The following is a 26,310-nucleotide window of genomic DNA, read 5'->3' as shown; positions in this document are numbered from 1 at the left end:
TCAGGAAAAACGGGCCTGCTGCGCAGTCCAGCGGGGATAAATCCCCTCGCCACAGATAAATCCCCTCGCCACAGATAACCGCTCACCACAGAGCCTACTTCTGATCCGGTGTGCTCTCAGCGCTGCGCGGTCTTGCCTGCTGCTGCGCTGTTGTCGTGAATCAACTGGGCAATCATCGCGTCCGCTTCGGCCAGTTGGCGCTCGTAGACGTTGGTGCTGAACGAGGCCTTTTGCGGCGGTTGCTGGGCCAGCACCGGGCCGCTCTGGTCGTGCAGATTGACCTCGACATTGGTCGACAGACCGACACGCAGCGGGTGCTTGGCCAGCTCTTCGGCATTGATGTGGATACGCACCGGCACACGCTGAACAATCTTGATCCAGTTACCGGTGGCGTTCTGTGCCGGCAGCAGAGCAAACGCGCTACCCGTACCGGCACCGAGGCTGTCGACGGTGCCGCTGTATTTCACGTCGCTGCCATAAATATCGGCCTCGATATCGACAGGCTGACCGATGCGCATGTCACGCAGTTGGGTTTCCTTGAAGTTGGCATCGATCCACAGCTGATCCAGCGGAATCACCGCCATCAACGCGGTGCCCGGCTGCACGCGCTGACCGAGTTGCACGGTGCGCTTGGCGACGTAACCGGTGACCGGCGCGATCAAGGTGCTGCGCGCATTGGTCAGGTAGGCCTGACGCAGATCGGCAGCCGCCGACATTACGTCCGGATGGGACGAGACCACGGTGTCGTCGACCAGTGCGCTGGTGGTTTTCAGTTGCTGTTTGGCGTTAGCCAAGGCGTTCTGCGCCGAGGTCAGGTCGTCGCGGGCGTGGGACAGCTCTTCCTGGGAAATCGCCCCGCCTTGGGCGAGATTTTTCCGTCGGTTGTAGTTGTCCTGGGCTTTCTGCACTTCGGCCTGCTGCGCGTTGACCTGCGCTTTCATGCCGTCGACGTTGCTGTACAAACCGCGCACCTGACGCACGGTGCGGGCCAGTTTGGCCTTGGCACTTTGCAGGCCGACTTCGGCATCGTTGGGGTCGAAGTTGACCAGCACCTGGCCTTCCTGGACCAGATCACCGTCGTCAGCGCCGATGCTGACCACGGTGCCGGTGACCAGCGGCGTGATCTCCACGACGTTGCCATTGACGTAGGCATCGTCGGTGCTTTCGTTAAAGCGCCCGATGAACTCGTGATAGGCCCAGACGCCGGCAATGGCGAGCAGGACGACCACGGCGAGGGCCAGCAGCATCACCTTGCGTTTGCGCGGGTTGCCGGTGTCCGGGGTGTTGTCTTGAGCTTGGGTGTTTTCGGCAGTGGCCATGACAAATACCTTGAATTATGGGTGCGACGAGGCGGGGCTGGCGTTGGCTGCGCTCAGGTTTTCACCCTGAAAGCCGCCGCCCAGCGCTTGCATCAGTTGAATCGACAGGTCGATCTGCTCGGCATTGAGGGTCGCCAGCTGACGCTGTGCCTGGAGCAATTGCTGCTCGATGCTGAGCACGTCCAGGTAGTTGCCGATGCCGGAACCGTAACGCTGGACGACGGTGTTGTAAGAATCCTGAGCGATGTCGGTGGCATGTTGCTGCGCGCCGATCTGCCGGCCGATATCGCGTAACTGATTGATCGTATCGCCGACATCGCCCAGGGCTTTGACCAGACTCTTGTTGTACTGCGCCACCGCCAGATCGTAATCGGCGTCGCGGGCATCAAGGTTGGCGCGCAGGCGGCCGCCATCGAAAATCGGCAGCGATACGGTCGGCGCGATGTTGAAGAAACGGCTGGCCGAACCGAACATCGCATCACCCAGCAACGACTCGGCGCCGGCCGAGGCCGACAGGTTGAGGTTGGGATAGAAGCGGGTTTTCGCCGCATCGATGTCTTTGCTCGCCGCCTCGACCCGCCAGCGCGCCGCGACCAGATCCGGGCGGCGGCCGAGCAGTTCCGCCGGCAACACCGACGGCACCGCCACGGCGCTGGCTTGCAGAACTTTCGGTCGAGCGATTTCGTTGCCACGATCCGGGCCTTTGCCGAGCAATACCGCCAAGGCGATTTTCGCGCTGTTCAGGCGTTTTTCCGCGTCGATCAGGCTCGCTTGAGAACTGGCTTCCAGACTCTGGGTTTGCTGGAACTGGTACTGGCTATCGATCCCCGAACTCAAGCGGCGCTGACTGAGGTCGAGCATTTGCCGGGTGCGCTTGAGGTCTTCGCTGGCAAGGTCGTGAACGATGTGCGCCTGACCGAGATCGCTGTAAGCACGAGCGACGTCAGCGGCGAGGGTCAGCTGCGCGGCCTGACGGTCGACTTCAGCAGCACGAGCCTCGCCGAGTGCGGCTTCCCAGGCATCGCGCTGACCGCCCCACAAATCGAAGTTGTAATTGAAGCCGGCGCTGACATTGCGCACCGTCGCGTAAGCCCCGCCCTGCCCCAGCGGATCCTGATCACGAGCCAGCCGCGAACGGCTGATGCCGGCGCTGGCGTCGAGGGTCGGATAACGCTCGGCGTCGGCGGCATAGGCGGCGGCACTGGCCTGATGGGCGCGGGCTGCGGCGATCTGCATGTCCGGGCTGTCGTGCAGGGCTTCGCGGATCAGGCCGTCGAGCTGCGGATCGCCGAGGCTGCTCCACCAATCGCTTTTCGGCCACGCCGCTGGCGACAGGGTGACGCCGTCCAGAGACTGCGCTGTCTTCAGGCTCTTCGCGTCGAGGCGCTGGCCTTCGGTGTCGAGGCCGCTGTAATTAGCGCAACCGGCGAGGATCATCGCCGACAGCAACAGCGTCAGGCTGCTGCGCATGACTTTAGCGTTCATTGTGTTCACCCAAACGCTGGACGGTGATCGGGTCACCGGCGGCCAGGAGGATTTTCTTCAGGATGTATTCCAGGGTTTTCAACTCTTCGCGGGAGATCGCGCCGGCCAGCTCATTCATCGCATCGGCACCGATGTGCGGCAGACGATCAGCCAGTTGCTGGCCCTGCTCGGTCAGCTTCAACTGCACCTGACGCCGGTCGCCTTCGCTGCGCTGACGAAGCAGAAAAGCCTTCTGCTCGAGACGATCGAGCATGCGCGTCATCGACCCGCTGTCCAGCGACAGATGGCGGCACAGCTCGGCCGGGGTGTCGACGCCGAACTGGGCCATGATGATCAACACCTTGAACTGCGCGGCGGTGATGCCGTGGGGTTCCATGTGGGTATCGATGATCCGGTCCTTGAGCAACGCGGCACGACCGAGCAACAGGCCGAGGTGGCAATGTTTGAATTCTTCCGGGGTGAAATGCTTCATGGGTCGACCTGATGACTGCCTAGGCAGTGAATGTATGTCGAGATGTTACTGCTTAGGCAGCGAATGTCAACGCAATAGTTAGGGGGCTTTGTAATTAATCACTGACCGGCCACGCGGGATCGTTCCCACGCTCCGCGTGGGAATGCAGCCGGGGACGCTCTGCGTCCGTTTTTTTTGAGAGCCGGGACGCAGAGCGTCCCTTGAGGCATTCCCACGCAGAGCGTGGGAACGATCATTGGAGAGAACGCGCTCTAGAAATCCCGCTTGTAGAAAATATCCAGCGAACTCGCCACGCCGCTCGCCGCTTCGACGTAGACCTTCTTGCTCAGCTTGTAGCGCAAGGCGATGGTGCTGGCCGGTTCGAAGACGCCGACGCCGTAGCGCAGGCTGAGTTTCTCGGAGATGTTGCCGCTGGCGACGACGCTGGTGTCGTTGCCGCTGCCTTGGGTGTCGAGCTGGAAATCCTCAATGCCCAGATCCTTGGCCAGACCACTGGTGACCCCGGCGCTGCCCATCAGGCCCAGGCCCAGCGCGGCTTGCGCGAGCATGTTGTTATCTTCGCCGCTGGTGCTCAGCGGACGGCCCAGCACCAGGTACGACAGCGCCTGTTCCTGACTCATCGCCGGTTCGGAGAAGATCTGCGTGGTCGGCTGTTCGGCGCTGCCGCTCAGGCGAATGCCGGCGATGACGTCGTCGGTCTGGCGGATCGCTTCGATGTCCAGATACGGCTGGTCGATGGGACCGGCGAACAACAGACGCGCGCGACGCACGGTCAGGCGCTGGCCGTAGGCGCGATAGCGGCCGTCGTTGAGCCAGAGTTCGCCACGGGTGTCCATGTTGTCGCCGATGTGCACCTGACCCTGCAGATTGGCGGTCAGGCCGAAACCGGCAAAGCTCAGCTTGTCCTGGCCGACGATCACGTCGATGTCCATTTTCATCGCGATCGGTGGTTTGCCCTCTTCGGTCTGTGCGCCGACGATGATCGTGTCGTCGGAGACTTTTACCGTTGATGGCGGCAGTTCGCGCACGGTGATTTCGCCTTTCGGCACCAGCACCTTGCCGGCAACTTTCAGCTCATCGCCGGCCATGGAAATCTTCAGATCCGGGGCCATTTCCAGTTTGGCGTAGGGCTCGACGCTGACCGGCAATTGCGTGCCCTCGAGCGCCAGATCGACCACCAGCGCCTGCCCCCAGGCGACGTTGCCGTTGAGGCTGCCCTTGCCAGTCTTGCCGCTGTTCCAGCCACCGTCCAGGCGCATCGATTCGCCGGCGATCGCCGCAGTCAGTTGCAGATTCTGCAGCTCCATCGGCAGTTCGGCGCCGGACACTTCGCCATCGCTGAGCTGCACGGTGCCGTTGACCAACGGTGCGAGCAGGCCACCGGAAATAGTGCCGCTGCCGTTGAGCCGGCCGGTGAGTTTTTCCACCATCGGCACGAACGGCCGCGCCACCGACAGATCGAGGCCGGAAAGGCGGAACGAGCCGCTCAGCGGTTTGTTCTTCGGCAGCGGATTGAGCTGCGCCTGTACCAGCAATTCGCCGAGTTTGCCGCCGACAAAATTGAGCTCGGTGTCGACGCGCTTGGGCGTGAGCTTGCTGCTGAGTTTGAGGGTCTGGTAGGGGAAATCCAGCCAGCGATCCTTGTCGCGCACGCGCAGGGTGCCGCCGCTGGCGTCGACACTGACCACGCCGTTCGGGCCGCTCGCCGGCAAGTCCAGTTGCAGATCGGCGTTGAGCCGGCCCTGCCAGGCGAAGTCTTTGGGCAGCCATTGCGCAAGGCTTTCGATCGGGAATTGCTTGAGGTGATAACGCAGCTTAGGCTCGGGCATCAGGCGCTGATCTTCGCCACACAGGCTGGCATTGCCGGACAGCCAGCAATGCGCGCCGAAATTGATCTGGCCGTCCGCCAGGCGCTCCATTCTGGCCGGGCTTTGCAGCTTCCAGTCCTGACCACCGGCCTGAATGTCGCCACTGGCCAAGCGTCCGCGCCAGTTGCCCTTGTCGAGATTGCCGTCCAGCCCCAGCGCCAGTTTCAGCTTCGGTCCGATCAGGTCGAGGTTGAGTTTCTGGCTTTTGATATCGCCCTGAGCACTGGCGGTCAGGGTGCCCAGCGAGGTGTCGCCGGTCTGAATGCCGCTGCCTTTGAGATTGATCTTCGCTCGTTGCGCGCTGTCGAGCGTGGCGTCGAGGTTGAGGCTTTGCAGGCGATTGTCCTGGAAGGCCAGTTGCGAACCTTGCAGATCAAGCTTGCCCTGTGGCGCCTTCAGCGTACCGGCGACGTTGATCTGGCCGTTGATCTGCCCGCGCAATTGCGGCCACAACTGGGCCAGACGCGGCAGCTTGATGTCGATCTGTCCGCCGAGTTTGTCCTGCAGTCTGCCCTTGCCGTTGATGCTGTTGTCGCCGAGGCGGATCTGCAGAGCGTTGAGGTTCCAGCGCTCGCCCGCGCCGTCAGCCTTGGCCTGCAGGACCGCCGGCTGACCGCGCAATTTGCCTTTGAGATCGAGGTCGGCGCTGAGGCTGAGCTGATCATTCTTCATCTCGCCTTTGCTCTGCAAAGGCCCGGCCAGGGTGCCCGGCAGTTCGGCGACCCAGTACGCCGGGTTGAGCGCCGACAGGTCCAGCGCGGTATCCCAGGCGATGCCGTCGGCGAAGCGCACATTCACGTGCCCTTCGGCCTTGCCCTGCCCGGCCTGCATGACCAGTTGCGGCAAAGCGATCTGTTCCAGACTGCCGCTGAACGGACTGCTCAAGGTGAACGCCCCCGCCGGGCCATCCAGCGCGGCGTCGAAATTACCGAGGTACTGGCCGTCGGTGTAGGACACTTCGCCGGTGAAGGTGCGCAACGTCACTTGCAGCTCGTCGATTTCCGGATAGAGCCGGTGCCACGGGAAGTCTTGCCAGTTGATATTGGCCTGAGCGCTGAGGCCTTTGCTCCAGTCGACATTGCCGGTGAGCTTGAGGCTTTGCTTGTCGTTGGCATTAAGGTCGAGCCCGGCGATCTGCGCGCCGTTGGCGTCAACCTTGCCCTTGAGCAGCAGCGCCACCGGTGATTTCTCGGCGGGCAACGATGCGTTGCCGAGCAGTTGGTAACCGTTTTTCAGGTCGCCTTCGCCCGTGAGCACAAGCTGATTGAATTGCAGGGTGTCCGGCAGATCGGCGCTCGGCTTGAACGCATCGCTGGTGATGCGCAGCTTGGCCGGCAGGTTTTCCGCCAGCGCTTGCAGCTCGCCGTTCAACTGGCCGTCGAGGTAGCCGCGGCTGTCGGCGTGCAGGTTGAGGGTTTTCAGCAGATCACCTTCAACTTTCAGCGCCAGCGTCCACGGCTCGCTGCCGGGAGACGGCAAAGTCAAATCGCCCTGAATCGTCAGCGGCCAGTTGCCGCTCGGTTGCAGCAGGCCGGACAGGTTCAGGCTGAGCTCGTCGCGCTGCAATTTCACGCTGTCGATCTGCAGGCCTTGTGCGGTCCAGTGCGCCGCCAGTTGCAAGCCCTTGAGCTGTTCGCTGCCGTTGAACAACAGGCTGCCGACCTCGACGTCGCCCAATTCGATGGCCAACGGCAATTGTAGGTCCGGCAGTTTGATCGGGCCGCTCTCGGTGGTTTCTTCGCTCGGCGGGAATTGCAGGATCACCTGATCGGCCTTGAGCTGATCGATGCACAAGGTCATGCGCGTCAGGCACAGCGGCGACCAGGCGAAGATTGCCTTGTTCAGCTCGACGCGGCTGGTGTCCTGCTGCCACACCAAGTGATCGGCACTCCACTGCCCAGCGAGGCGACCGTGGAAATTCTCCACGCTCAAGCCAGGTACAAGGCCCAGCGCCCAACGGCTGCCGGCCTGCGTGCCAAGCAGTGCGGCCAGGCTCAAGACAATCAACACGACCAGCGCCAACAGCGTGAGCGCCGTTATTTTCACACCACGCTTCACAGCTCAGGCCCCATGGAAAAGTGCAGCCGGATGCCGCCGTCGTCGTCCAGCGCATGGGCCAGGTCAAGGCGGATCGGCCCGACCGGAGAGACCCAGCGCACACCTACACCGACCCCGGTCTTGAGGTCGGGCAGTTCGAGTTTGTTGAAAGAGTTGCCTTGGTCGACGAAGGTCGCGACCCGCCATTTCTCGGCGATCGAATACTGATACTCGACGCTGCCGGCAATCATGTAGCGGCCACCGATGCGGTCGCCGTCAGAGTTTTTCGGCGACAGGCTCTGATAGTCGTAACCGCGCACGCTCTGATCGCCACCGGCAAAGAAGCGCAGCGACGGCGGAATCGAGTTGTAGCCGTTGGTGGCGCTGCCGCCGACCTGCACGCGACCGAGCAAGCGGTGCTTGTCGAACACCGTAGTCAGGCCCTTGACCAGCGCGGTGCCATATAAAAGGTTGTTGTCCGAACCGAGGCCTTCCTTGGCCACTTTGCTTTCGAAGCTCAGGCGATAGCCGTTACGCGGATCGATGCGGTTGTCGCTTTTCAGATAGGAATAACTGATGCCGGGCATGAGCAACGTGCTCAGGCCGGAGTCGTCGCCGAGTTCGTATTCTTCACGTTGCCATTTCAGCGAGATCACCCGCTGCCAGCCGCTGGGCAACTTGCTGTGCCATTCCGGGCCGAAAGTCAGCAGCTTGCTGAGGGTGTCGGAGCCTTCGATGTCTTCGAACTGATAGCCGCCGGCCCAGCGCAGTTTGTCGGTCAATGGCGGGTCGAGCGGGATGTCGTAAAACAGCCCGACGTTCTGCCGGGGCGCCGAGAGCTCGGCCTCCCAGCCATAGCTGTCGCCCTGCGGGTTGACCCAGTGACGCGTCCAGTTGGCCTTGATCCGTGGGCCGACGTCGGTCGAATAACCGAGGCCCAGACCCATGGTGCGCGGCTTGCGCGTGTCGAGTTTGACGGCGACCGGAATCACATCGTTCTGCGCTGCCGTCGGTGCCGCGTCGACGCGCACGCCTTCGAAATAGCCGCTCGATTGCAGATCGCGATTGAGTTCGGCGATCAGTTCCGAATCGTAAGGCTCGCCTGCCTTGAACGGCACCATGCGTTGCAGCAGGTCTTCGTCGAACGGCGTGTCGCCCTCGAAACTGACTTTGCCCAGCGCATAGCGCGGGCCGCTGTCGTAGATCAATTCGATGTCGGCCACGCCCGCGCGGGGATCGACCATGAGTTTCTGGCTGGTGAAATGACCGCTGAAGTAACCGAAGCGCGAGGCCTGATTCTGGATCACCCGTTTGGCGTCTTCGTAACGGCCATGGTTGAGCACGGCGCCGGACTTGAGCAGGTCGCTTTTCGGTACGCGAAAGGATTTCAGCGAGGCTGCCGGGCCGTCGACGCGCACGGTGACGTTGCGCAGGCGAATCGGCTCGCCGGGATCGATGTTCAACACCAGACGCGGTTTTTCCCCGCCCTTGACGTCACTGTCGATCTGCGGCTGGTAGTAGCCCAACGCCTGCGCCGCTTTGCGCGCCTGCTCTTCGGCGCCGCGACTGAAACGCAGCAAGGCTTCTTCGTCGCGATCGCCGAGGCTGCCGATATAGCCTTCTATATTGGCCTTGAGTTCATCGTTGGACGGCTTGATCCGTACATCCAATTCACTTTGCGCCAGCGCCGCGCAGCTGGATAACAGCATCAGCACGCCGCTGGTAAATCTTCGTGGAAACTTCATAGGCGCGGATGCTATCACGGGCTCGGGAGCCTGATAGAACAGGTAATTTGTGAAGAAGTTCGATCGTTATCCCGTTGCTGTTTGTAACACCTGCGGATTGGCGTGGAAAAATACGTGTTCGCGCACCGGCCCGACGGCAACCTCGCCGATCTCCTGATAACCCTGCCTTTTATAGAATTCCAGGTAGCGCGGGTTGCCGGTGTCGAGCACCACGCCTTGCGATGTTTCATCGACGGCGCACCAGTTGTGCACGGCAGTGAGCAGCTGTTCGCCGTAATGCTTGCCCTGAAACTGCGGGTGCACACCGAGCAACGGCAGCATGTGCACCGAGTCACCCGGCACGCATGCAGCAACGGCATCGTGGTATTCCAGATAACGCCGGGTGCAGCGAAAACCGGTGCTGAGCACCATGCGCAAGCGCCACGCCCAGCTTTCGGTAACGCCCAGGCGCCGTTGCGGCGGTGCGATCAGGGCGATGCCGATCAAGCGATCGTTGACCAACAGGCCGATCGCCGGCAGGTCCTGGAGAAAATGCTGTTTGACCAGCTCGCGCACCGTGGCGCGTACGCGTTGTTCATAGCCGGGACGTTCGGCTTCGAACAGGTAGCCGAAGGTCGGCTCGTGGCGATAGGCCTGATACAGCAACGAGCGGGCTTCGCGCGAATAGCCGCGGTCGAGCATGTGGATGTCGGCAACGGCGGTCTGGGTTTCAGGCATTGCAGTGATTCTCCCCGGGGGCGCGCTCGGAGGCTGGCGCGCTTGTTGGTACGAACCTTGGGCGGGTGATGTGGTTCCCCTCACAGGTATAGACCAAGTCGGGATCTTCATCGATCTTGCCGGCCTCTTCGCGAGCAGGCTCGCTCCCACAGAGGCGCTGCATAGGGCATCACAAATCCCACAGGTGAAATTGATTTCTCCCACACTGGCCCATCTCCCCCATGTCAGCTAGCATCGCCCTTTTGCCAGGACTGCCGACCATGAAGATTGTTTCCTTCAACATCAACGGACTGCGTGCCCGTCCGCATCAGCTGGCAGCGCTGATCGAAAAACATCAGCCCGACGTGATCGGCCTGCAGGAAACCAAGGTCCACGACGACCAGTTCCCCCTCGAAGACATCCGCGCCCTCGGCTACCACGTGCACTTCCATGGCCAGAAAGGTCATTACGGGGTCGCCCTGCTCTCGCGCAACGAACCGATCGCCATCCATAAAGGCTTCGCCACCGATGAAGAAGACGCGCAACGGCGCTTTATCTGGGGCACTTTTGCCGATGCCAACGGCGTGCCGGTGACGATCATGAACGGCTATTTCCCACAAGGTGAAAGCCGCGATCACCCAACCAAATTCCCTGCCAAGGAGCGTTTCTACAGCGATCTGCAAGCGCTGCTGGAAAGCCAGTTCCACAACGAACAGCCGCTGGTGGTGATGGGCGATGTGAACATTTCCCCGGAAGACTGCGACATCGGCATCGGCCCGGACAACATGAAGCGCTGGCTGAAAACCGGCAAATGCAGCTTCCTGCCGGAAGAACGCGAGTGGATGGCGCGCCTGAAAAACTGGGGCCTGACCGACAGCTACCGTCACCTCAATCCCGACGTGAGCGACATGTTCAGCTGGTTCGACTACCGCAGCCGTGGCTTTGAAGATGAGCCCAAACGCGGCCTGCGCATCGATGTAATTCTGGCGTCCCATGGCCTGCTGCCACGGGTCAAGGATGCCGGCGTGGACTACGAACTGCGCGGCATGGAAAAGCCATCGGACCATGCGCCGATCTGGCTTGAGCTGGCCTGAGGGAATTTTCATTGTGGGAGCGAGCCTGCTCGCGAATGCGGTGGATCAGCGACGAATTTTTCGACTGACACGGCGCCTTCGCGAGCAGGCTCGCTCCCACAGGTAATCCCCTGTCATATTTCGGTCACGCGCCTGACTTAATCTCCCCGGCAATCCCCTTGGCTTGATTCGGTGCCGGCATGACCCTGCGTGTTCTCTGCGTTTTCCTGTTGAGTGGCTGGCTGTCGATCTACGCCGCCGCCCTGCCGATCCCCGAAAACGGCCCGGCATTGCGCATTCAGGGTTCCAACACCATCGGTGCCGATCTGGGTCCGGCGCTGGTCGAAGGCCTGTTGCAGCAACAAGGCCTGCTGAAAATCCACCGCGAAACCCCGGACACCGCCAACGAACAACGCATCGTCGGCCAGACCGCACAAGGGCAACGCGTGATCATCGAAGTTGCCGCTCACGGTTCCAGCACCGGTTTCGCTGCGTTGAAAAACGCCAGCGCCGATCTGGCCGCCTCTTCTCGTGAGATCAAGGACAGCGAACTGCTTGCCCTGCAAACCCTCGGCGATCTGAAAAGCCCGGCGGCCGAGCAAGTCATCGCCATCGACGGTCTGGCGATCATCCTCAACCCTTCCAATCCGTTACAGCAGTTGAACACCGAGCAACTGGCGCGGATTTTTGCCGGCGAAGTGAAAACCTGGGAAGAACTCGGTGGCCGTGGCGGCGCCATTCATTTATATGCGCGGGATGATCAGTCGGGAACATACGACACCTTCAAGGAACTGGTCCTGAGCCGGCGTGGGAAAAGTCTGAGCAGCGCGGCGAAACGTTTCGAATCCAGCGAGCAATTGTCCGATGCAGTCAGCAACGATCCGCAAGGTATCGGCTTCATCGGCTTGCCCTATGTGCGTCAAGCCAAAGCCGTGGCGATTGCCGACGGCGCGTCGCAAGCGATGCTGCCGCTGAACAGCCTGATCGCCACCGAAGACTATCCGCTGTCGCGGCGCCTGTTCTTTTATCTGCCGCCTGACACACAGAATCAGTGGGCGCAGGCGTTGGCCAGCTTTGCCCAGAGCCCAGAGGGTCAGGCGATCGTCGCGGCCAGCGGTTTTGTCAGCCAGACCGTACAAGCCATGAGCGTGGCGCCGAATGCGCTGATGCCCGAGGGTTACCAATCCCTCAGCCGGCATGCCCAGCGTCTGACAGTGAATTTCCGTTTTGCCGAGGGCAGCGCCAGTCTGGACAACAAGGCGCGGCAGGATCTGGCGCGGGTGCTCGACTATATAAAGCGCCATGGCAAGACCGAACGGGCGGTGACGCTGGTGGGGTTTGGTGATTTGAAGGATGACCCGGCGCGGGCCGATCTGCTGTCGAAGCTGCGAGCGATGGCGGTGCGGCGCGAGCTGGTCAAAAACGGTGTGGTCATGCGCGAAGTCCGTGGCTTTGGTGCGCTGATGCCGGTGGCGACCAACAGTGCGGATGAAGGGCGGATCAAGAATCGGCGGGTTGAGGTTTGGGTGTATTGATCCTGATGTCGATGTGCTGAGTGTACAGGCCCTTTCGCGAGCAGGCTCGCTCCCACATTGGATCTGTGGCGTGCACAAATCTTGTGGGAGCGAGCCTGCTCGCGAATGAGGCGACGCGGTGTTACTGGCCGCTACGCATCATCTCCTTCGGCACATACTTGCCGATCTCGAACTTGCCGATCGCCGCGCGGTGCACTTCGTCCGGGCCGTCGGCCAGACGCAGGGTGCGCTGCATCGCATACATATAGGCCAGCGGGAAATCGTTCGACACCCCTGCCCCGCCATGCATCTGGATAGCGCGGTCGATCACCCGCAGGGCGACATTCGGCGCGACGACTTTGATCTGCGCAATCTCGCTTTTCGCCACTTTGTTGCCGACGGTGTCCATCATGTACGCCGCTTTCAACGTCAGCAGGCGCGCCATGTCGATCTCCATCCGCGAGTCGGCGATCTTGTCGATGTTGCCACCCAGACGCGCCAGCGGTTTGCCGAACGCGGTGCGGCTCACCGAGCGTTTGCACATCAGTTCCAGCGCACGTTCGGCCATGCCGATCGAACGCATGCAGTGGTGAATGCGGCCTGGGCCAAGGCGACCCTGGGCGATTTCGAAGCCGCGTCCTTCACCGAGCAGGACGTTTTCGTACGGCACCCGAACGTTGTCGAACAGCACTTCGGCGTGACCGTGCGGTGCATCGTCGTAGCCGAACACCGGCAGCGGACGGACGATTTTCACCCCGGGGGTGTCGACCGGCACGAGAATCATCGAGTGCTGGGCGTGACGCGGCGCGTCGGGGTTGCTAAGGCCCATGAAAATCAGGATCTTGCAGCGCGGATCGCAGGCGCCGGAAGTCCACCATTTCTTGCCGTTGATCACCCACTGATCGCCATCACGCACAGCACGGGCGGCCATGTTGGTCGCGTCGGAAGATGCCACGTCGGGCTCGGTCATGGCGAACGCCGAACGGATCTCGCCGCGCAGCAGCGGCTCGAGCCAGCGCTGTTTCTGCTCTTCGTTGGCGTAGCGCACCAATACTTCCATGTTGCCGGTGTCCGGCGCCGAGCAGTTGAACGGCTCCGGCCCCAGCAGGGAACGGCCCATGATTTCCGCCAATGGCGCATATTCGAGGTTGCTCAGGCCGGCGCCCAGCTCGGACTCAGGCAGAAACAAATTCCACAGCCCTTCAGCCTTGGCCTTGGCCTTGAGCTCTTCCATGATTGCGGTCGGCTGCCAGCGATCGCCCTCGGCGACCTGGCGTTCGAAAACCGCTTCGGCCGGGTAAACGTAAGTGTCCATGAACGCAGTCACGCGCTCACGCAGTTCCTGAACCTTGGGCGAATAAGCGAAATCCATGGGTAGTTACCTTCTCGGGCAGAGGTTGTTCAAGTCATGCAATCGATGCTAGAACAGCGCTGATCATTTACCTAGCCTATTCTCGGCGTGTATAAACATTCATCACCAATATATGATCCGCTGATCGTCAGCCCCAAAACACTTGCACTTAATAACAAGAGAAGCCGCGTTATGAATCTGAGCAAGGTCGACCTGAACCTTTTCATCGTCTTCGACGCGATCTACACCGAAGCCAACCTGACCCGTGCCGGGCAGATTGTCGGCATCACCCAGCCGGCGGTGTCCAATGCCCTGGCGCGGTTGCGCGAAACCTTCAACGACCCGCTCTTCGTGCGTACTGCCCAAGGCATGGTGCCCACGCCGATGGCGCAAAACATCATCGGCCCGGTGCGCAACGCCCTGTCGCTGCTGCGCGTGTCGGTGCAGGAAAGCCGCATTTTCAACCCGGCGCAGGCGGCCAAGACTTACCGCATCAGCATGACCGACCTGACGGAGGCAATCATTCTGCCGCCCCTGTTCCAGCGCCTGCGCCGCCTGGCGCCGACGGTGATCATCGAAAGCTTTCTGTCCAAACGCCGGGAAACCACCAAGGAACTGGCCGCCGGGCGTCTGGATTTCGCTGTGGATGCGCCGCTCAACACCGACCCGCAGGTGCGCCACGTCAAGCTGATGGACGACCGTTACGTCTGCGCCATGCGCAAGGGCCATCCGATGGCGGGCAAGGAAAAACTCAGTCTCGATGACTATTTGTCGCTGACTCACATCCATATTTCCAGCCGCCGCAGCGGGCTGGGCTATGTCGATCTGGCGCTGGGCAAAATGGGCATCCAGCGCAAGATCGCCCTGCGCTCGCAGCACTATTTGATGGCTTCGCAAGTGATGCAGCAGACCGACATGGTCATGACCGTGCCGGAACGCTTCGCCCGCCGCCATGATCTGCAATCGTTCAATTTGCCGGTGAATGATGTGCCCTCGGTGGAAACGCACCTGTATTGGCATGAGAGCACCGACCAGGACCCGGCCAACCGCTGGATGCGCGAGCAGATGATCGAGTTGTGCCAACAGGTGACGGCGCAGGAGAAGAAGCTGGAGAAGGTGTAGGGCTTATTACCGCGTTATCGTTCTTCGCGAGCAGGCTCGCTCCCACAATGAATTGCATTTCATCTGAAGGAACGCGGTCGAATGTGGGAGCGAGCCTGCTCGCGAAGAGGCCTGTACAGACACCCCAAAACCATCCCGCTTGACGTAAACGTAAACCACCGATTAGCTTAGCGCCATGCCCCTTTTCCGAGCGCTTTCATGAGCAGTCAGACCTATAGCATTTCCGACCTCGCCCGCGAGCTGGACATCACCACCCGGGCGATCCGCTTTTATGAAGAGCAAGGCCTGCTCAGCCCCGAGCGTCGTGGCCAGGAACGTATCTATTCGCCGCGCGACAAGGTCACTCTGAAGCTGATCCTGCGCGGCAAGCGCATCGGTTTTTCCCTGGCCGAATGCCGCGAGCTGATCGAACTCTATGATCCGTCCGGCGGTAACACCAAACAGCTCAACAGCATGCTGGCAAAAATCAGCGAACGCCGCGAACAGCTCGAACAGCAGTTGCTGGATATCGAACAGATGAAACTCGAGCTGGACACTGCTGAAGAGCGCTGCGTGCAGGCATTGGAGCAGACGCTCAAGAGCCAGCAGGCGGTCTAACGAATCGCCACTTCCCCTGTGGGAGCGAGCCTGCTCGCGAATACGGTCTGACATTCAGAATATCTGTCACTGACCCTACGCTTTCGCGAGCAGGCTCGCTCCCACAAGGTTCTTCGTGAACTCAAAAAAAAACAGGCAGGTCCCACCCATGTCCCTCCCCTCCCAAGTACGCCTGATCGAAGTCGGCCCGCGCGATGGCCTGCAGAACGAAGCCCAACCGATCAGCGTCGCTGACAAGGTGCAACTGGTCGATGCCCTGAGTGCCGCCGGGCTCGGCTACATCGAAGTCGGCAGTTTCGTTTCGCCCAAATGGGTGCCGCAGATGGCCGGCTCCGCCGAGGTGTTCGCGCAAATTCAGCGCAAGCCCGGCGTGACCTACGGCGCGCTGGCGCCGAACCTGCGCGGCTTTGAAGACGCGCTCGCCGCCGGGGTCAAGGAAGTCGCGGTGTTCGCCGCCGCCTCCGAGGCGTTCTCGCAGCGCAACATCAATTGCTCGATCAACGAAAGCCTGGCGCGGTTTGCGCCGATCATGGAGGCCGCCAAACAACACGGCGTTACCGTGCGCGGTTACGTTTCCTGTGTGCTGGGCTGCCCGTATGAAGGCACGGTCGCGCCGGAGCAAGTGGCGATGGTCGCGCGCGAACTGTACGCGATGGGCTGCTATGAAGTGTCGCTGGGCGACACCATCGGCACCGGCACGGCGGGCGCGACCCGGCGCCTGTTCGAGGTGGTCTCGGCGCAGGTGCCACGGGACAGACTCGCCGGGCATTTCCACGACACCTATGGCCAGGCCATGGCCAACATCTACGCCAGCCTGCTCGAAGGCATTGCAGTGTTCGACAGCTCTATCGCCGGCCTCGGCGGCTGCCCGTACGCCAAAGGCGCGAGCGGTAACGTTGCCACCGAAGACGTGGTGTACCTGCTCAATGGCCTGGGCATCGAGACCGGTATCGATCTGAACGCCTTGATTGCCGCGGGCCAGCAGATCAGTGCAGTGCTCGGCCGCCCGAGCGGTTCGCGAGTGGCCAAGGCACGCAGCGCGCAGTGAGGTGTTACCGCTGGATCAGTGAAGTGGGCAAAAGCGAGTAACACGGAAACAAATTGTCTGGCTTTGCCCTGGGGTGAAAAAGCCCGAAAAACTTAAATCACTGATTTATAAGACTTTTTAAAAGTTGGCACGACACCTGCTATCTCTATGGCATAACAAGAATAAAAAGCCGCAAACCAATAAAAACAAGACGAAACGACTCTGACATAACAAGAACAACACGGCAGAGACGCAGCTAACAGATTTTTTTGGAGAAGGTGTGCTTTTCAGGGTGCTCTCAGGAGTGACCCGCAACCGGGCAGAGAACAATAAAACTACCTTCAGGTAGCTCCCGAATCGGTTGGATCGTTAAACGAGAAAGCAGATCAGCGCTCAAAAAAATACGTTTGCTCTTGACCCCGGATGGGGGTCGCCAAAAAGCTGTACAGGGCCACGGTTGCCAAAAACAACAACAGACCGACCCTCAATAATAAAAAGAGCACGCAACGACAAATTAAAGGGGAGCTTCGGCTCCCCTTTGTGCTTTCTGCAATTCGTCTCTCTATCACTGCATCCCTGTGGGAGCGAGCCTGCTCGCGAAAACGGTGTGCCAGACACATTTGCGCTGAATGACACACCGCATTCGCGAGCAGGCTCGCTCCCACAGAAATTTTGTGATTATCCCTCGATTGTTTTCAGCTCCTCGATACTGATCTCACGCATCCTGAATTTCTGGATCTTGCCCGTCACCGTCATCGGAAACGCGTCGACGAATTTGAAGTAACGCGGTGTCTTGAAATGGGCGATGCGTTCCTTGCACCAGGCTTGCAGCTCCAGCTCCGAGGCGCTGTGGCCGGGGTGGAATTTGATCCAGGCGACGATTTCCTCACCGTAGCGCGAGCACGGAATACCGATCACCTGCACGTCCGCCACCGCCGGATGGGTGAAGAAGAATTCCTCCAGCTCACGCGGATAAACGTTCTCCCCGCCACGAATGATCATGTCTTTGTTACGCCCGGCGATGTTGACGTAACCCTCATCGTTCATGCTCGCCAGGTCGCCGGTGTGCATCCACCCCGCCTCATCGATGGCTTCGGCGGTGGCCTGCGGATTGTTCCAGTAGCCGAGCATCACGCTGTAACCGCGCGTGCACAATTCGCCAATGGTGCCGCGCGGCACAAGGTTGCCGGCGGTGTCGATGATCTTGCTTTCCAGTTGCGGCTGGGTGCGGCCGACGGTGGTGACGCGCAACTCCAGCTCATCCGCTGGCCCGGTCTGCAGCGACACCGGACTGGTTTCGGTCATGCCGTAGGCGATCTGCACTTCGCTCATGTGCATTTCGTTGATGACCCGGCGCATGACCTCGATCGGACAGGTCGCGCCGGCCATGATCCCGGTGCGCAGGCTCGACAGGTCGAAGGTCTGCCGCTGCGGCTGATCGAGCATGGCGATAAACATGGTCGGCACACCGTACAGCGCCGTGGCTTTTTCTTCGGCGACCGCTTGCAGGGTCAGCGCCGGATCGAAAGCGTCGTTGGGGTAGATCATCGTGCTGCCATGGGTGACGCAACCGAGGTTGCCCATGACCATGCCGAAGCAGTGATACAGCGGCACCGGAATCACCAGACGATCGGCAGTCGTCAGGCCGAGGCTTTCGCCGACCATGTAGCCGTTGTTGAGAATGTTGTAGTGACTGAGGGTCGCGCCTTTGGGGAAACCGGTGGTGCCGGAGGTGTACTGGATGTTCACCGGTTGATCGAAATGCAGACTGGCGCTGCGTTCGCGCAATTGATCGGGCGAGACGCTGACGGCCAGATCGCTGAGCTGCGACCACGGCAGAAAACCCGGCGGCGGATTGGCATCGAGGCTGATCACGCCGCGCAACTCCGGCAGGCGTTCGCTACGCAGCTGACCGATGGCGTGCTCGGCCAATTCTGGCGCCAGGCCCTGGAGCATTTCATGGTAATTCGAGGTCTTGAACGCTCCGGCACAGACCAGCCACTGGCAGCCGGATTGCTTGAGCACGTACTCGAGTTCGGAGCTGCGGTAGGCGGGATTGATGTTGACCAGAATCACGCCGATCTTCGCCGTGGCGAACTGGGTGATGCACCACTGCGCGCAATTCGGTGCCCAGATACCGAGGCGATCACCGGTCTGCAAGCCCAGTGCGAGCAAGGCCCTGGCCTGCTCATCCACCGCCTCGGCCAGTTGCCGCCAGGAGTAACGCAACTGTTGATGGCGCACCACCAAAGCCTCGCCGTCCGGGTATTGCGCGACAGTCTGATCGAAGCGCTGACCGATGGTCATCGCCAGCAGGGCTTTGTCCTGAGAGCCACGGGTGTAGCTGCGCTGCGGGTTTGCACTGGGTTGATCCATGACGACCCCTATTGTCTTTATTAGTGGGTTTTCCCGGTTTTGAATCCCTGTGGGAGCGAGCCTGCTCGCGAATACGCTGCGTCATTCAGCCTTGAGGGCGACTGATACAGCGCTTTCGCGAGCAGGCTCGCTCCCACCAGAAACAAACCGATATCTGATCCTGAACTGTCCTTACTCTCGCCCAAGTTGACGCTAACGTAAAGCCGATTGACAGTCGAACTGTGGAAGCTTTACGTTAACGTAAAGCTGAACGCCGATTCGTCGTGCGCTCCACCCGATAAAAAAGCCAAAAGGTGCCTCATGAGCTATCCATCCCTGAATTTCGCCCTCGGTGAAACCATCGACATGCTGCGCGATCAGGTGCAGTCCTTCGTCGCCGATCAGATCGCCCCGCGCGCCGCGCAGATCGACCACGACAACCTGTTCCCCGCCGACATGTGGCGCAAATTCGGTGACATGGGCCTGCTCGGCATCACCGTGCCGGAGGAGTACGGCGGCGCAGGTCTGGGTTATCTGGCGCATGTGGTGGCGATGGAAGAAATCAGCCGTGGCTCGGCGTCGGTGGCGTTGTCCTATGGCGCGCACTCCAACCTTTGCGTCAACCAGATCAACCGCAACGGCAACCACGAACAGAAAACCAAATACCTGCCGAAGCTGATCAGCGGCGAGCACATCGGCGCCCTGGCGATGAGCGAGCCCAACGCCGGTTCCGACGTGGTCTCGATGAAGCTGCGCGCCGACAAACGCGGCGATCGCTTTGTACTCAACGGCAGCAAAACCTGGATCACCAACGGCCCTGACGCCAATACGTACGTGATCTACGCCAAGACCGATCTGGAAAAAGGCCCGCACGGCATTACTGCGTTCATCGTCGAGCGTGACTGGAAAGGCTTCAGCCGCAGCAACAAGTTCGACAAGCTCGGCATGCGCGGCTCCAACACCTGCGAGCTGTTTTTCGATGACGTCGAAGTACCGGAGGAAAACATTCTCGGCGTGCTCAACGGTGGCGTGAAAGTGCTGATGAGCGGCCTCGATTACGAACGCGTGGTGCTTTCCGGTGGCCCGACCGGGATCATGCAGTCGTGCATGGACCTGATCGTGCCCTACATCCACGACCGCAAGCAGTTCGGCCAGAGCATCGGCGAATTCCAGCTGATCCAGGGCAAAGTCGCCGACATGTACACCCAGCTCAATGCCAGCCGTGCCTATCTGTACGCGGTGGCCCAGGCTTGCGAGCGCGGCGAAACCACCCGTAAGGACGCTGCCGGGGTGATCCTCTACACCGCCGAACGCGCCACGCAAATGGCCCTCGACGCGATCCAGATTCTCGGCGGCAACGGCTACATCAACGAATTCCCCGCCGGCCGCCTGCTGCGCGACGCCAAGCTCTACGAAATCGGCGCCGGCACCAGCGAGATCCGCCGCATGCTGATCGGCCGTGAACTGTTCAACGAGACGAAATGAATTTCGTCAGCTGCAAGCCGCAAGCTGCAAGAGAACCACGCTCTTGCCCCAACCTGCAGCTTGCCGCTTGTAGCTAGAAGCTGCTTACGGAGTAAGCCCCATGATTCTGCACACTCAGCTCAACCCGCGTTCAGCGGAGTTCGCCGCCAACAGTGCGGCGATGCTCAAACAGGTCGACGCGCTGCACACCTTGCTCGCTCAAGTCGCGCAGGGTGGCGGTGTCAAAGCGCAGGAACGCCACACCTCGCGGGGTAAATTGCTGCCGCGCGAGCGCATCAATCGCTTGCTCGACCCCGGCTCGCCGTTTCTCGAAATCAGCCAACTGGCGGCTCACGCCGTGTATGGCGAAGACGTCCCGGCTGCCGGTGTGATCGCCGGGATCGGTCGCGTTGAAGGCGTCGAGTGCATGATCGTCGCCAACGATGCGACGGTGAAAGGTGGCTCGTATTACCCGCTCACCGTGAAAAAACACCTGCGCGCGCAGACCATCGCCCAGCAGAATCGCCTGCCGTGCATTTATCTGGTGGATTCCGGTGGGGCCAATCTGCCGCGTCAGGACGAAGTGTTTCCGGATCGCGAGCATTTCGGGCGGATATTCTTCAATCAGGCCAACATGAGCGCCATGGGCATCCCGCAGATCGCCGTGGTGATGGGCTCGTGCACCGCTGGCGGCGCGTATGTGCCGGCGATGGCGGACGAAGCGATCATGGTGCGCAACCAGGCGACGATTTTCCTCGCCGGCCCGCCGCTGGTAAAAGCCGCGACCGGCGAAGTGGTCAGCGCCGAAGACCTCGGCGGCGCCGATGTGCACTGCAAGACCTCCGGCGTGGCTGACCATTACGCCGAGAACGACGAACACGCCCTCGCCCTCGCCCGCCGCAGCGTCGCCAACCTCAACTGGCGCAAGCTCGGCGAGGTGCAGCAACGCACGCCGATTGCGCCGCTGTACGCCAGCGACGAGTTGTACGGCGTGGTTCCGGCTGACGCCAAGCAGCCATTCGATGTGCGCGAAGTGATCGCGCGGCTGGTCGACGGTTCGGTGTTCGATGAATTCAAAGCGCTGTTCGGCACCACGCTGGTCTGCGGTTTCGCGCACTTGCACGGCTACCCGATCGCGATTCTGGCGAACAACGGCATCCTCTTCGCCGAAGCCGCGCAGAAAGGCGCGCACTTCATCGAACTGGCCTGCCAGCGCGGCATCCCGCTGCTGTTTCTGCAGAACATCACCGGTTTCATGGTCGGCCAGAAGTACGAAGCCGGCGGCATCGCCAAGCACGGCGCGAAACTGGTGACCGCGGTGGCCTGCGCCAAAGTGCCGAAATTCACCGTGATCATCGGCGGCAGCTTCGGTGCCGGCAACTACGGCATGTGCGGTCGCGCTTACGATCCGCGTTTCTTGTGGATGTGGCCGAACGCGCGGATTGGCGTGATGGGCGCCGAACAGGCTGCCGGTGTGCTGGTGCAGGTCAAGCGCGAACAGGCCGAACGCAGCGGTCAGGCGTTCAGCGCCGAGCAGGAGACCGAGATCAAGCAGCCGATTCTCGACCAGTACGAAGAACAGGGTCACCCCTACTATTCCAGCGCGCGGCTGTGGGACGACGGCGTCATCGATCCGGCGCAGACCCGCGACGTACTGGCCCTGGCCTTGTCCGCGTCGCTGAACGCGCCAATCGAACCGAGCCGCTTCGGCGTGTTCCGGATGTGATGTTTTTTTGTGGGAGCGAGCCTGCTCGCGAATGCGCTCTGTCAGGCAGCGGATAGATCGACTGATACCCCGCTTTCGCGAGCAGGCTCGCTCCCACAAGAACCGTGGAGACGGATGAATATGAGCGACTTCAATACCCTCGAACTGCAAAACGACCCACGCGGTTTCGCGACGCTGTGGCTAAATCGCGCGGAGAAAAACAACGCGTTCAACGCCGAGATGATCCGCGAACTGATCCTCGCCCTCGACAAGGTCGCCAGCGATTCGAACCTGCGTTTCCTGCTGCTGCGCGGGCGTGGCAAGCATTTCAGTGCCGGTGCCGACCTGGCCTGGATGCAGCGATCGGCAGAACTCGATTACCACACCAATCTTGACGATGCCCGCGAACTGGCCGAGCTGATGTACAACCTCGCCAAGCTGAAAATCCCCACTCTGGCTGTGGTTCAGGGCGCGGCGTTTGGTGGCGCGCTGGGCTTGATCAGTTGCTGTGACATGGCGATCGGCGCCGATGACGCGCAGTTCTGCCTGTCGGAAGTGCGCATCGGTCTGGCGCCAGCGGTAATCAGCCCGTTCGTGGTGCAAGCGATCGGTGAGCGTGCGGCACGGCGCTATGCGCTGACTGCCGAGCGCTTCAGCGGGCAGCGGGCGCGGGAGATTGGCTTGCTCGCCGAAAGCTATCCTGCGGCGGAACTGGAGCAACAGGTCGAACAGTGGATCGACAACCTGTTGCTCAACAGCCCCGCGGCCATGCGCGCCAGCAAGGACTTGCTGCGCGAAGTCGGCAACGGCGCGCTGACCCCGGCCCTGCGGCGCTATACCGAAAATGCCATCGCGCGGATTCGCGTCAGCGCCGAAGGCCAGGAAGGCTTGCGCGCCTTCCTGCAAAAACGCCCACCGAACTGGCAAGCCGCATCCACCAAGGAGTCGCGTTGATGAGCGCACCTGTGATTACCACTCTGCTGGTGGCCAACCGCGGCGAAATCGCCTGCCGCGTGATGCGCACCGCCAAGGCCTTGGGCCTGACCACCGTCGCCGTGCATAGCGCCACCGACCGCGATGCGCGGCACAGCCGTGAAGCCGATATCCGCGTGGATCTGGGCGGCAGCAAGGCTGCCGAGAGTTATCTGCAAATCGATAAATTGATCGCCGCCGCCAAGGCCAGCGGTGCCCAGGCGATTCATCCCGGCTATGGCTTTCTCTCGGAAAACGCTGGATTCGCCCGCGCCATCGAAGCCGCCGGACTGATCTTCCTCGGCCCGCCCGCCTCGGCCATCGATGCGATGGGCAGCAAATCCGCCGCCAAAGCGCTGATGGAAAAGGCCGGCGTGCCACTGGTGCCGGGCTATCACGGCGAAGCGCAGGACCTCGACACCTTCCGCGAAGCCTGCGAACGCATCGGTTATCCGGTGCTGCTCAAGGCCACTGCGGGTGGTGGCGGCAAAGGCATGAAAGTCGTCGAGGATGTCAGCCAACTCGCTGAAGCCCTCGCCTCGGCGCAGCGCGAAGCGCAATCGTCGTTTGGCGACTCGCGGATGTTGGTGGAAAAGTATTTGCTCAAGCCACGTCATGTGGAAATTCAGGTGTTCGCCGATCAGCACGGCAACTGCCTGTACCTCAACGAGCGCGACTGCTCGATCCAGCGTCGGCACCAGAAAGTCGTCGAAGAGGCCCCGGCGCCGGGTCTGACGCCCGAGTTGCGCCGGGCAATGGGCGAGGCGGCTGTGCGTTCGGCGCAGGCGATCGGTTATGTCGGCGCCGGCACCGTGGAGTTTTTGCTGGATGCGCGCGGCGAGTTTTTCTTCATGGAGATGAACACGCGGCTGCAAGTCGAGCACCCGGTAACAGAAGCAATCACCGGGCTCGATCTGGTCGCCTGGCAGATTCGCGTCGCCCGTGGGGAAGCGCTGCCGATCACCCAAGCGCAGGTGCCACTCAATGGTCACGCGATCGAAGTGCGTTTGTATGCCGAAGATCCGGCGAATGATTTCCTGCCGGCCACCGGGCGTCTGGACTTGTACCGCGAATCGGCGCAGGGACCGGGGCGGCGGGTAGACAGCGGCGTTGAGGAAGGTGACGAGATTTCGCCGTTCTACGATCCGATGCTCGGCAAGCTGATTGCTTGGGGTGAAGATCGCGAGCAGGCACGCTTGCGTCTGTTGAGCATGCTCGACGAGTTTGCGATTGGCGGGCTGAGGACCAACATCAATTTCCTGCGCCGGATCATCGCGCATCCGGCGTTTGCGGCGGCAGAGCTGGATACCGGGTTTATCCCGCGCTATCAGGAGCAATTGCTGCCAGCACCAGCCGCGTTGACCGATGAGTTCTGGCAGGCGGCGGAGCAGGCGTTTGCGCAGAGTCTGCCGAAGCGTGCGCGGGCGGATGATCCCGCCTCCCCCTGGTCTTGCAGCAGTGGTTTGCGCGCAGGTTTGCCGGCGCAAATCACCGTGCATTTGAGTTGCGAGGGACAGGATCGCGCGTTGACCTTGAGAACTGCGGCCCATGCAGAACTGCTGGGCGAGGCGCTGACCATCGAGCATGACGGCGTGCGCCGCACATTGCGGGCGATTCGTCAGGGCGGCGCGTTGTATCTGGAATGGGAGGGCGAGTTGCGGCGCATCGAAGCGTTCGATCCGATCAGTGCCGTCGAAGCCAGCCACAGCCATCAGGGCGGTCTGACCGCGCCAATGAACGGCAGCATCGTGCGCGTGCTGGTCGAAACGGGACAGTCGGTTGAGGCCGGGGCGCAACTGGTGGTGCTTGAAGCCATGAAGATGGAACACAGCATCCGCGCGCCGCACGCCGGTGTGATCAAAGCGCTGTATTGCCAGGAAGGCGATATGGTCAGCGAAGGCAGCGCTTTGGTTGAACTGAAAGAGGGATGAAATAAAAGGATCGATCCTGGCCTTGAGCGAGGATCGATCCGTTCAGTAACGCGCCGTCGCCTGAACCACCACGCCGATAATCCGGCATTCATCGGTGAGCAGGGTTTTCGGCCAGGTTGGATTGAGCGGAACCAGGTAACGCTGGCCGGCCTGTTCGTCGAGTTTGCGGAAAATCGCTTCTTCGCTGTCCGGCCACTGGGCGATCACCAGTTTGCCGGGCACTGCCTCCAACTCCGGATCGACCAGAATCAGCATGCCCTCGGCAACGCTCTGGCCGCTCGGCGCGGTCATCGAATCCCCCGTCACCGTCAGCCAGAACGCCGCACCGCCGCGAGCGTGGTAATCCGTCAGTTCGAAGCGCTGCTTCGCTGATGCTCCGGGATAGCTCGCCACAGTGTCACGCACTTCGCACGGTGCACGCCAATCGCAGACCGGATAACGGAAGTACGGGTTGTACTTCTGCGCCAGCGGCATCTCGTCTTCCGGCGTCGGCTGCGGTTCGCGGATCACCAGAACGACTTCGAGGAAGTCCATTCCCAGCGCCTTGAGCACGCGGTTCATTTCGGTAACACCGGGTTCGCGACGCTTGTTCAGCCAATGACCGATCCCGCCCTGGGACATGCCGACGCGCTCTCCGAGCTCTGTTTGAGTGACTTTGAGTTCACTCATCTTGGCCTTGACCAACTCAATCCATTTATCCATGTGCCGCACCTTACGCGGACGTCTTCGACCGGCAAAACACATATTGTAGTATTTAAATCCTAGTCACAAATACAGGCGGTACTATCCTAGAGTAACGGACTTTCAATCGAACATGGAGTGACGTTTCATGATGAACATCAGCAGCAAAGACATGCCCGATCTGCAAATTGACACCAGCTTCACCTCCCCTCAGGGCAATGCCGCCGCACAGCGCGCGCTGGACTACTACTTGAAACCGACTGTTTCGAAATCCGAGACGGACGAACGTTTTTTCAATGTCAAAGGCCATCTCAGCGGCGAGGAAGCACTGGTGCATGCCTCGGATCTGTTGCGATGTGCGGCCGCCACCGCGTTCAAGGCCGCAGAAAACCTGCAAGGCACCAGTCGCGATCTGGCCTTTTCGGTGGTGCACATGGTGGATATGGCGCGGGCGATGGTCGACCATTCGATCGACAACGATGAAGTCACGGCGGACAAGGTACGGGCGGACAGGAAAGAATTTTCCCATCGCGCAGATAAAAACATTTGACTTGCAAATGATAATGATTATTATTGCAAGCAGCTGGTCGCGAGATCAGTCGATGGACCAGAGACCTTAGGTCGGTCTTCTGGACTATCTCCTCATCAGGCTAATCACGGTTTTTGACCCGGCTTTTTGCCGGGTCTTTTTTTGCCCGTTTTTCGGGCTTGTGTCTTCAGGCTAATGAAGTCTTTGGGTGCTGCAAATTCGATGGCGCGGATAATATCAAAAGAATATTGATTGGCAAGCCGAGCCCAGCCACATTGGGCGAAACTAATGGCAATCAGCACTTGAGAATCAATCGCATAGCCTCTAAGCTGCTGGCGCGTCACGGAAGACGCCCCCCGCTACACCC

The 26,310-nt window shown here is 60.9% G+C and carries 20 protein-coding genes; 10 read left to right on the top strand and 10 right to left on the bottom strand.

What is annotated here, in order from left to right; translation table 11 throughout:
- Positions 1 to 116 precede the first annotated feature (116 nt).
- The 6 genes from ASG55_RS18005 to ASG55_RS17980 form a co-directional block, all read right to left on the bottom strand.
- Positions 117 to 1,319, bottom strand: a complete 1,203-nt coding sequence (locus tag ASG55_RS18005; protein ID WP_016775298.1) for an HlyD family secretion protein — start codon at positions 1,317 to 1,319, stop codon at positions 117 to 119.
- A 15-nt stretch (positions 1,320 to 1,334) separates the two neighbouring features.
- Positions 1,335 to 2,804: an efflux transporter outer membrane subunit gene (locus ASG55_RS18000; protein ID WP_056788850.1), complete on the bottom strand. Its 1,470-nt coding sequence runs from the start codon at positions 2,802 to 2,804 to the stop codon at positions 1,335 to 1,337.
- Positions 2,794 to 3,276, bottom strand: coding sequence for a MarR family winged helix-turn-helix transcriptional regulator (locus ASG55_RS17995; RefSeq protein ID WP_056788847.1), 483 nt, complete (start codon positions 3,274 to 3,276; stop codon positions 2,794 to 2,796). The genes ASG55_RS18000 and ASG55_RS17995 overlap by 11 nt, the downstream gene beginning before the upstream one ends.
- 251 nt (positions 3,277 to 3,527) lie before the next feature.
- Positions 3,528 to 7,202, bottom strand: coding sequence for a translocation/assembly module TamB domain-containing protein (locus ASG55_RS17990; RefSeq protein ID WP_056788845.1), 3,675 nt, complete (start codon positions 7,200 to 7,202; stop codon positions 3,528 to 3,530).
- The gene (locus tag ASG55_RS17985) at positions 7,199 to 8,926 is read right to left on the bottom strand and encodes an autotransporter assembly complex protein TamA (RefSeq protein WP_056788842.1); all 1,728 of its coding nucleotides are present in this window, start codon (positions 8,924 to 8,926) and stop codon (positions 7,199 to 7,201) included. The genes ASG55_RS17990 and ASG55_RS17985 overlap by 4 nt, the downstream gene beginning before the upstream one ends.
- A 66-nt stretch (positions 8,927 to 8,992) precedes the next feature.
- Positions 8,993 to 9,643 carry a GNAT family N-acetyltransferase gene (locus ASG55_RS17980; protein WP_041477100.1) on the bottom strand — a complete coding sequence of 217 codons (651 nt, stop codon included), beginning with the start codon at positions 9,641 to 9,643 and terminating at the stop codon, positions 8,993 to 8,995.
- Positions 9,644 to 9,903: 260 nt separating this feature from the next.
- On the opposite strand from ASG55_RS17980, the gene xthA reads away from it, so the two are divergent.
- Together xthA and ASG55_RS17970 are read left to right on the top strand one after the other, a co-directional pair.
- The gene (xthA, locus tag ASG55_RS17975) at positions 9,904 to 10,716 is read left to right on the top strand and encodes an exodeoxyribonuclease III (RefSeq protein WP_041477104.1); all 813 of its coding nucleotides are present in this window, start codon (positions 9,904 to 9,906) and stop codon (positions 10,714 to 10,716) included.
- Positions 10,717 to 10,895: 179 nt separating this feature from the next.
- Entirely contained in the window at positions 10,896 to 12,230 is a 1,335-nt protein-coding gene (locus tag ASG55_RS17970; RefSeq protein WP_056788840.1) for a substrate-binding domain-containing protein, read from the top strand.
- A 121-nt stretch (positions 12,231 to 12,351) separates the two neighbouring features.
- On the opposite strand, the gene ASG55_RS17965 is transcribed toward ASG55_RS17970, so the two are convergent.
- Positions 12,352 to 13,581 (bottom strand): acyl-CoA dehydrogenase, encoded by a 1,230-nt coding sequence (locus ASG55_RS17965; protein WP_024013435.1) that lies wholly within the window; start codon positions 13,579 to 13,581, stop codon positions 12,352 to 12,354.
- Positions 13,582 to 13,752: 171 nt separating this feature from the next.
- Here ASG55_RS17965 and ASG55_RS17960 point away from each other — a divergent pair, with 171 nt between their 5' ends.
- The 3 genes from ASG55_RS17960 (at position 13,753) to ASG55_RS17950 (ending at position 16,327) form a co-directional block, all read left to right on the top strand.
- Positions 13,753 to 14,682, top strand: coding sequence for a LysR family transcriptional regulator (locus ASG55_RS17960; protein ID WP_056788837.1), 930 nt, complete (start codon positions 13,753 to 13,755; stop codon positions 14,680 to 14,682).
- A 198-nt stretch (positions 14,683 to 14,880) separates the two neighbouring features.
- Positions 14,881 to 15,279, top strand: a complete 399-nt coding sequence (locus ASG55_RS17955) for a MerR family transcriptional regulator (protein ID WP_039763349.1) — start codon at positions 14,881 to 14,883, stop codon at positions 15,277 to 15,279.
- 148 nt (positions 15,280 to 15,427) lie between these two features.
- Positions 15,428 to 16,327, top strand: a complete 900-nt coding sequence (locus tag ASG55_RS17950; RefSeq protein WP_056788834.1) for a hydroxymethylglutaryl-CoA lyase — start codon at positions 15,428 to 15,430, stop codon at positions 16,325 to 16,327.
- 657 nt (positions 16,328 to 16,984) lie between these two features.
- On the opposite strand, the gene ASG55_RS17945 is transcribed toward ASG55_RS17950, so the two are convergent.
- Positions 16,985 to 18,682, bottom strand: coding sequence for an AMP-binding protein (locus ASG55_RS17945; RefSeq protein WP_056788830.1), 1,698 nt, complete (start codon positions 18,680 to 18,682; stop codon positions 16,985 to 16,987).
- 300 nt (positions 18,683 to 18,982) lie between these two features.
- On the opposite strand from ASG55_RS17945, the gene ASG55_RS17940 reads away from it, so the two are divergent.
- The 4 genes from ASG55_RS17940 (at position 18,983) to ASG55_RS17925 (ending at position 24,733) form a co-directional block, all read left to right on the top strand.
- Positions 18,983 to 20,146: an isovaleryl-CoA dehydrogenase gene (locus ASG55_RS17940; protein ID WP_056788827.1), complete on the top strand. Its 1,164-nt coding sequence runs from the start codon at positions 18,983 to 18,985 to the stop codon at positions 20,144 to 20,146.
- A 100-nt stretch (positions 20,147 to 20,246) separates the two neighbouring features.
- Positions 20,247 to 21,851, top strand: coding sequence for a carboxyl transferase domain-containing protein (locus ASG55_RS17935; RefSeq protein ID WP_056788823.1), 1,605 nt, complete (start codon positions 20,247 to 20,249; stop codon positions 21,849 to 21,851).
- A 120-nt stretch (positions 21,852 to 21,971) separates the two neighbouring features.
- Complete coding sequence (locus tag ASG55_RS17930) at positions 21,972 to 22,784, top strand: gamma-carboxygeranoyl-CoA hydratase (protein WP_056788821.1); 813 nt, start codon at positions 21,972 to 21,974, stop codon at positions 22,782 to 22,784.
- A complete protein-coding gene (locus tag ASG55_RS17925; RefSeq protein ID WP_056788817.1) occupies positions 22,784 to 24,733 on the top strand; it encodes an acetyl-CoA carboxylase biotin carboxylase subunit in 1,950 nt (649 codons plus the stop codon). The genes ASG55_RS17930 and ASG55_RS17925 overlap by 1 nt, the downstream gene beginning before the upstream one ends.
- Positions 24,734 to 24,775: 42 nt before the next feature.
- Here ASG55_RS17925 and ASG55_RS17920 read toward each other — a convergent pair whose 3' ends face one another.
- Positions 24,776 to 25,435: a LexA family protein gene (locus ASG55_RS17920; RefSeq protein ID WP_056788814.1), complete on the bottom strand. Its 660-nt coding sequence runs from the start codon at positions 25,433 to 25,435 to the stop codon at positions 24,776 to 24,778.
- Between the two features lie 130 nt (positions 25,436 to 25,565).
- On the opposite strand from ASG55_RS17920, the gene ASG55_RS17915 reads away from it, so the two are divergent.
- Positions 25,566 to 25,964 carry a DUF6124 family protein gene (locus ASG55_RS17915; protein ID WP_056789870.1) on the top strand — a complete coding sequence of 133 codons (399 nt, stop codon included), beginning with the start codon at positions 25,566 to 25,568 and terminating at the stop codon, positions 25,962 to 25,964.
- 104 nt (positions 25,965 to 26,068) lie between these two features.
- Here the strand turns inward: ASG55_RS17915 and ASG55_RS26860 are convergent, their stop codons facing one another.
- Positions 26,069 to 26,287, bottom strand: a complete 219-nt coding sequence (locus tag ASG55_RS26860) for a hypothetical protein (RefSeq protein WP_143979101.1) — start codon at positions 26,285 to 26,287, stop codon at positions 26,069 to 26,071.
- Between the last annotated feature and the right edge of the window lie 23 nt (positions 26,288 to 26,310).

The organism is Pseudomonas sp. Leaf434 (genome assembly GCF_001425545.1).
GTDB lineage: Bacteria > Pseudomonadota > Gammaproteobacteria > Pseudomonadales > Pseudomonadaceae > Aquipseudomonas > Aquipseudomonas siliginis.
This window is presented reverse-complemented; position numbering and strand designations above follow the sequence as displayed.

Coding starts and splice junctions, on each gene's coding strand:
- ASG55_RS17995 (WP_056788847.1), bottom strand. CDS start 3,276: ATGAAGCATTTCACCCCGGAAGAATTCAAACATTGCCACCTCGGCCTG.
- ASG55_RS17945 (WP_056788830.1), bottom strand. CDS start 18,682: ATGGATCAACCCAGTGCAAACCCGCAGCGCAGCTACACCCGTGGCTCT.
- ASG55_RS18005 (WP_016775298.1), bottom strand. CDS start 1,319: ATGGCCACTGCCGAAAACACCCAAGCTCAAGACAACACCCCGGACACC.
- ASG55_RS17965 (WP_024013435.1), bottom strand. CDS start 13,581: ATGGATTTCGCTTATTCGCCCAAGGTTCAGGAACTGCGTGAGCGCGTG.
- ASG55_RS17915 (WP_056789870.1), top strand. CDS start 25,566: ATGAACATCAGCAGCAAAGACATGCCCGATCTGCAAATTGACACCAGC.
- xthA (WP_041477104.1), top strand. CDS start 9,904: ATGAAGATTGTTTCCTTCAACATCAACGGACTGCGTGCCCGTCCGCAT.
- ASG55_RS17950 (WP_056788834.1), top strand. CDS start 15,428: ATGTCCCTCCCCTCCCAAGTACGCCTGATCGAAGTCGGCCCGCGCGAT.
- ASG55_RS18000 (WP_056788850.1), bottom strand. CDS start 2,804: ATGAACGCTAAAGTCATGCGCAGCAGCCTGACGCTGTTGCTGTCGGCG.
- ASG55_RS17985 (WP_056788842.1), bottom strand. CDS start 8,926: ATGAAGTTTCCACGAAGATTTACCAGCGGCGTGCTGATGCTGTTATCC.
- ASG55_RS17960 (WP_056788837.1), top strand. CDS start 13,753: ATGAATCTGAGCAAGGTCGACCTGAACCTTTTCATCGTCTTCGACGCG.
- ASG55_RS17925 (WP_056788817.1), top strand. CDS start 22,784: ATGAGCGCACCTGTGATTACCACTCTGCTGGTGGCCAACCGCGGCGAA.
- ASG55_RS17930 (WP_056788821.1), top strand. CDS start 21,972: ATGAGCGACTTCAATACCCTCGAACTGCAAAACGACCCACGCGGTTTC.
- ASG55_RS17935 (WP_056788823.1), top strand. CDS start 20,247: ATGATTCTGCACACTCAGCTCAACCCGCGTTCAGCGGAGTTCGCCGCC.
- ASG55_RS17980 (WP_041477100.1), bottom strand. CDS start 9,643: ATGCCTGAAACCCAGACCGCCGTTGCCGACATCCACATGCTCGACCGC.
- ASG55_RS17940 (WP_056788827.1), top strand. CDS start 18,983: ATGAGCTATCCATCCCTGAATTTCGCCCTCGGTGAAACCATCGACATG.
- ASG55_RS17955 (WP_039763349.1), top strand. CDS start 14,881: ATGAGCAGTCAGACCTATAGCATTTCCGACCTCGCCCGCGAGCTGGAC.
- ASG55_RS17970 (WP_056788840.1), top strand. CDS start 10,896: ATGACCCTGCGTGTTCTCTGCGTTTTCCTGTTGAGTGGCTGGCTGTCG.
- ASG55_RS17920 (WP_056788814.1), bottom strand. CDS start 25,435: ATGGATAAATGGATTGAGTTGGTCAAGGCCAAGATGAGTGAACTCAAA.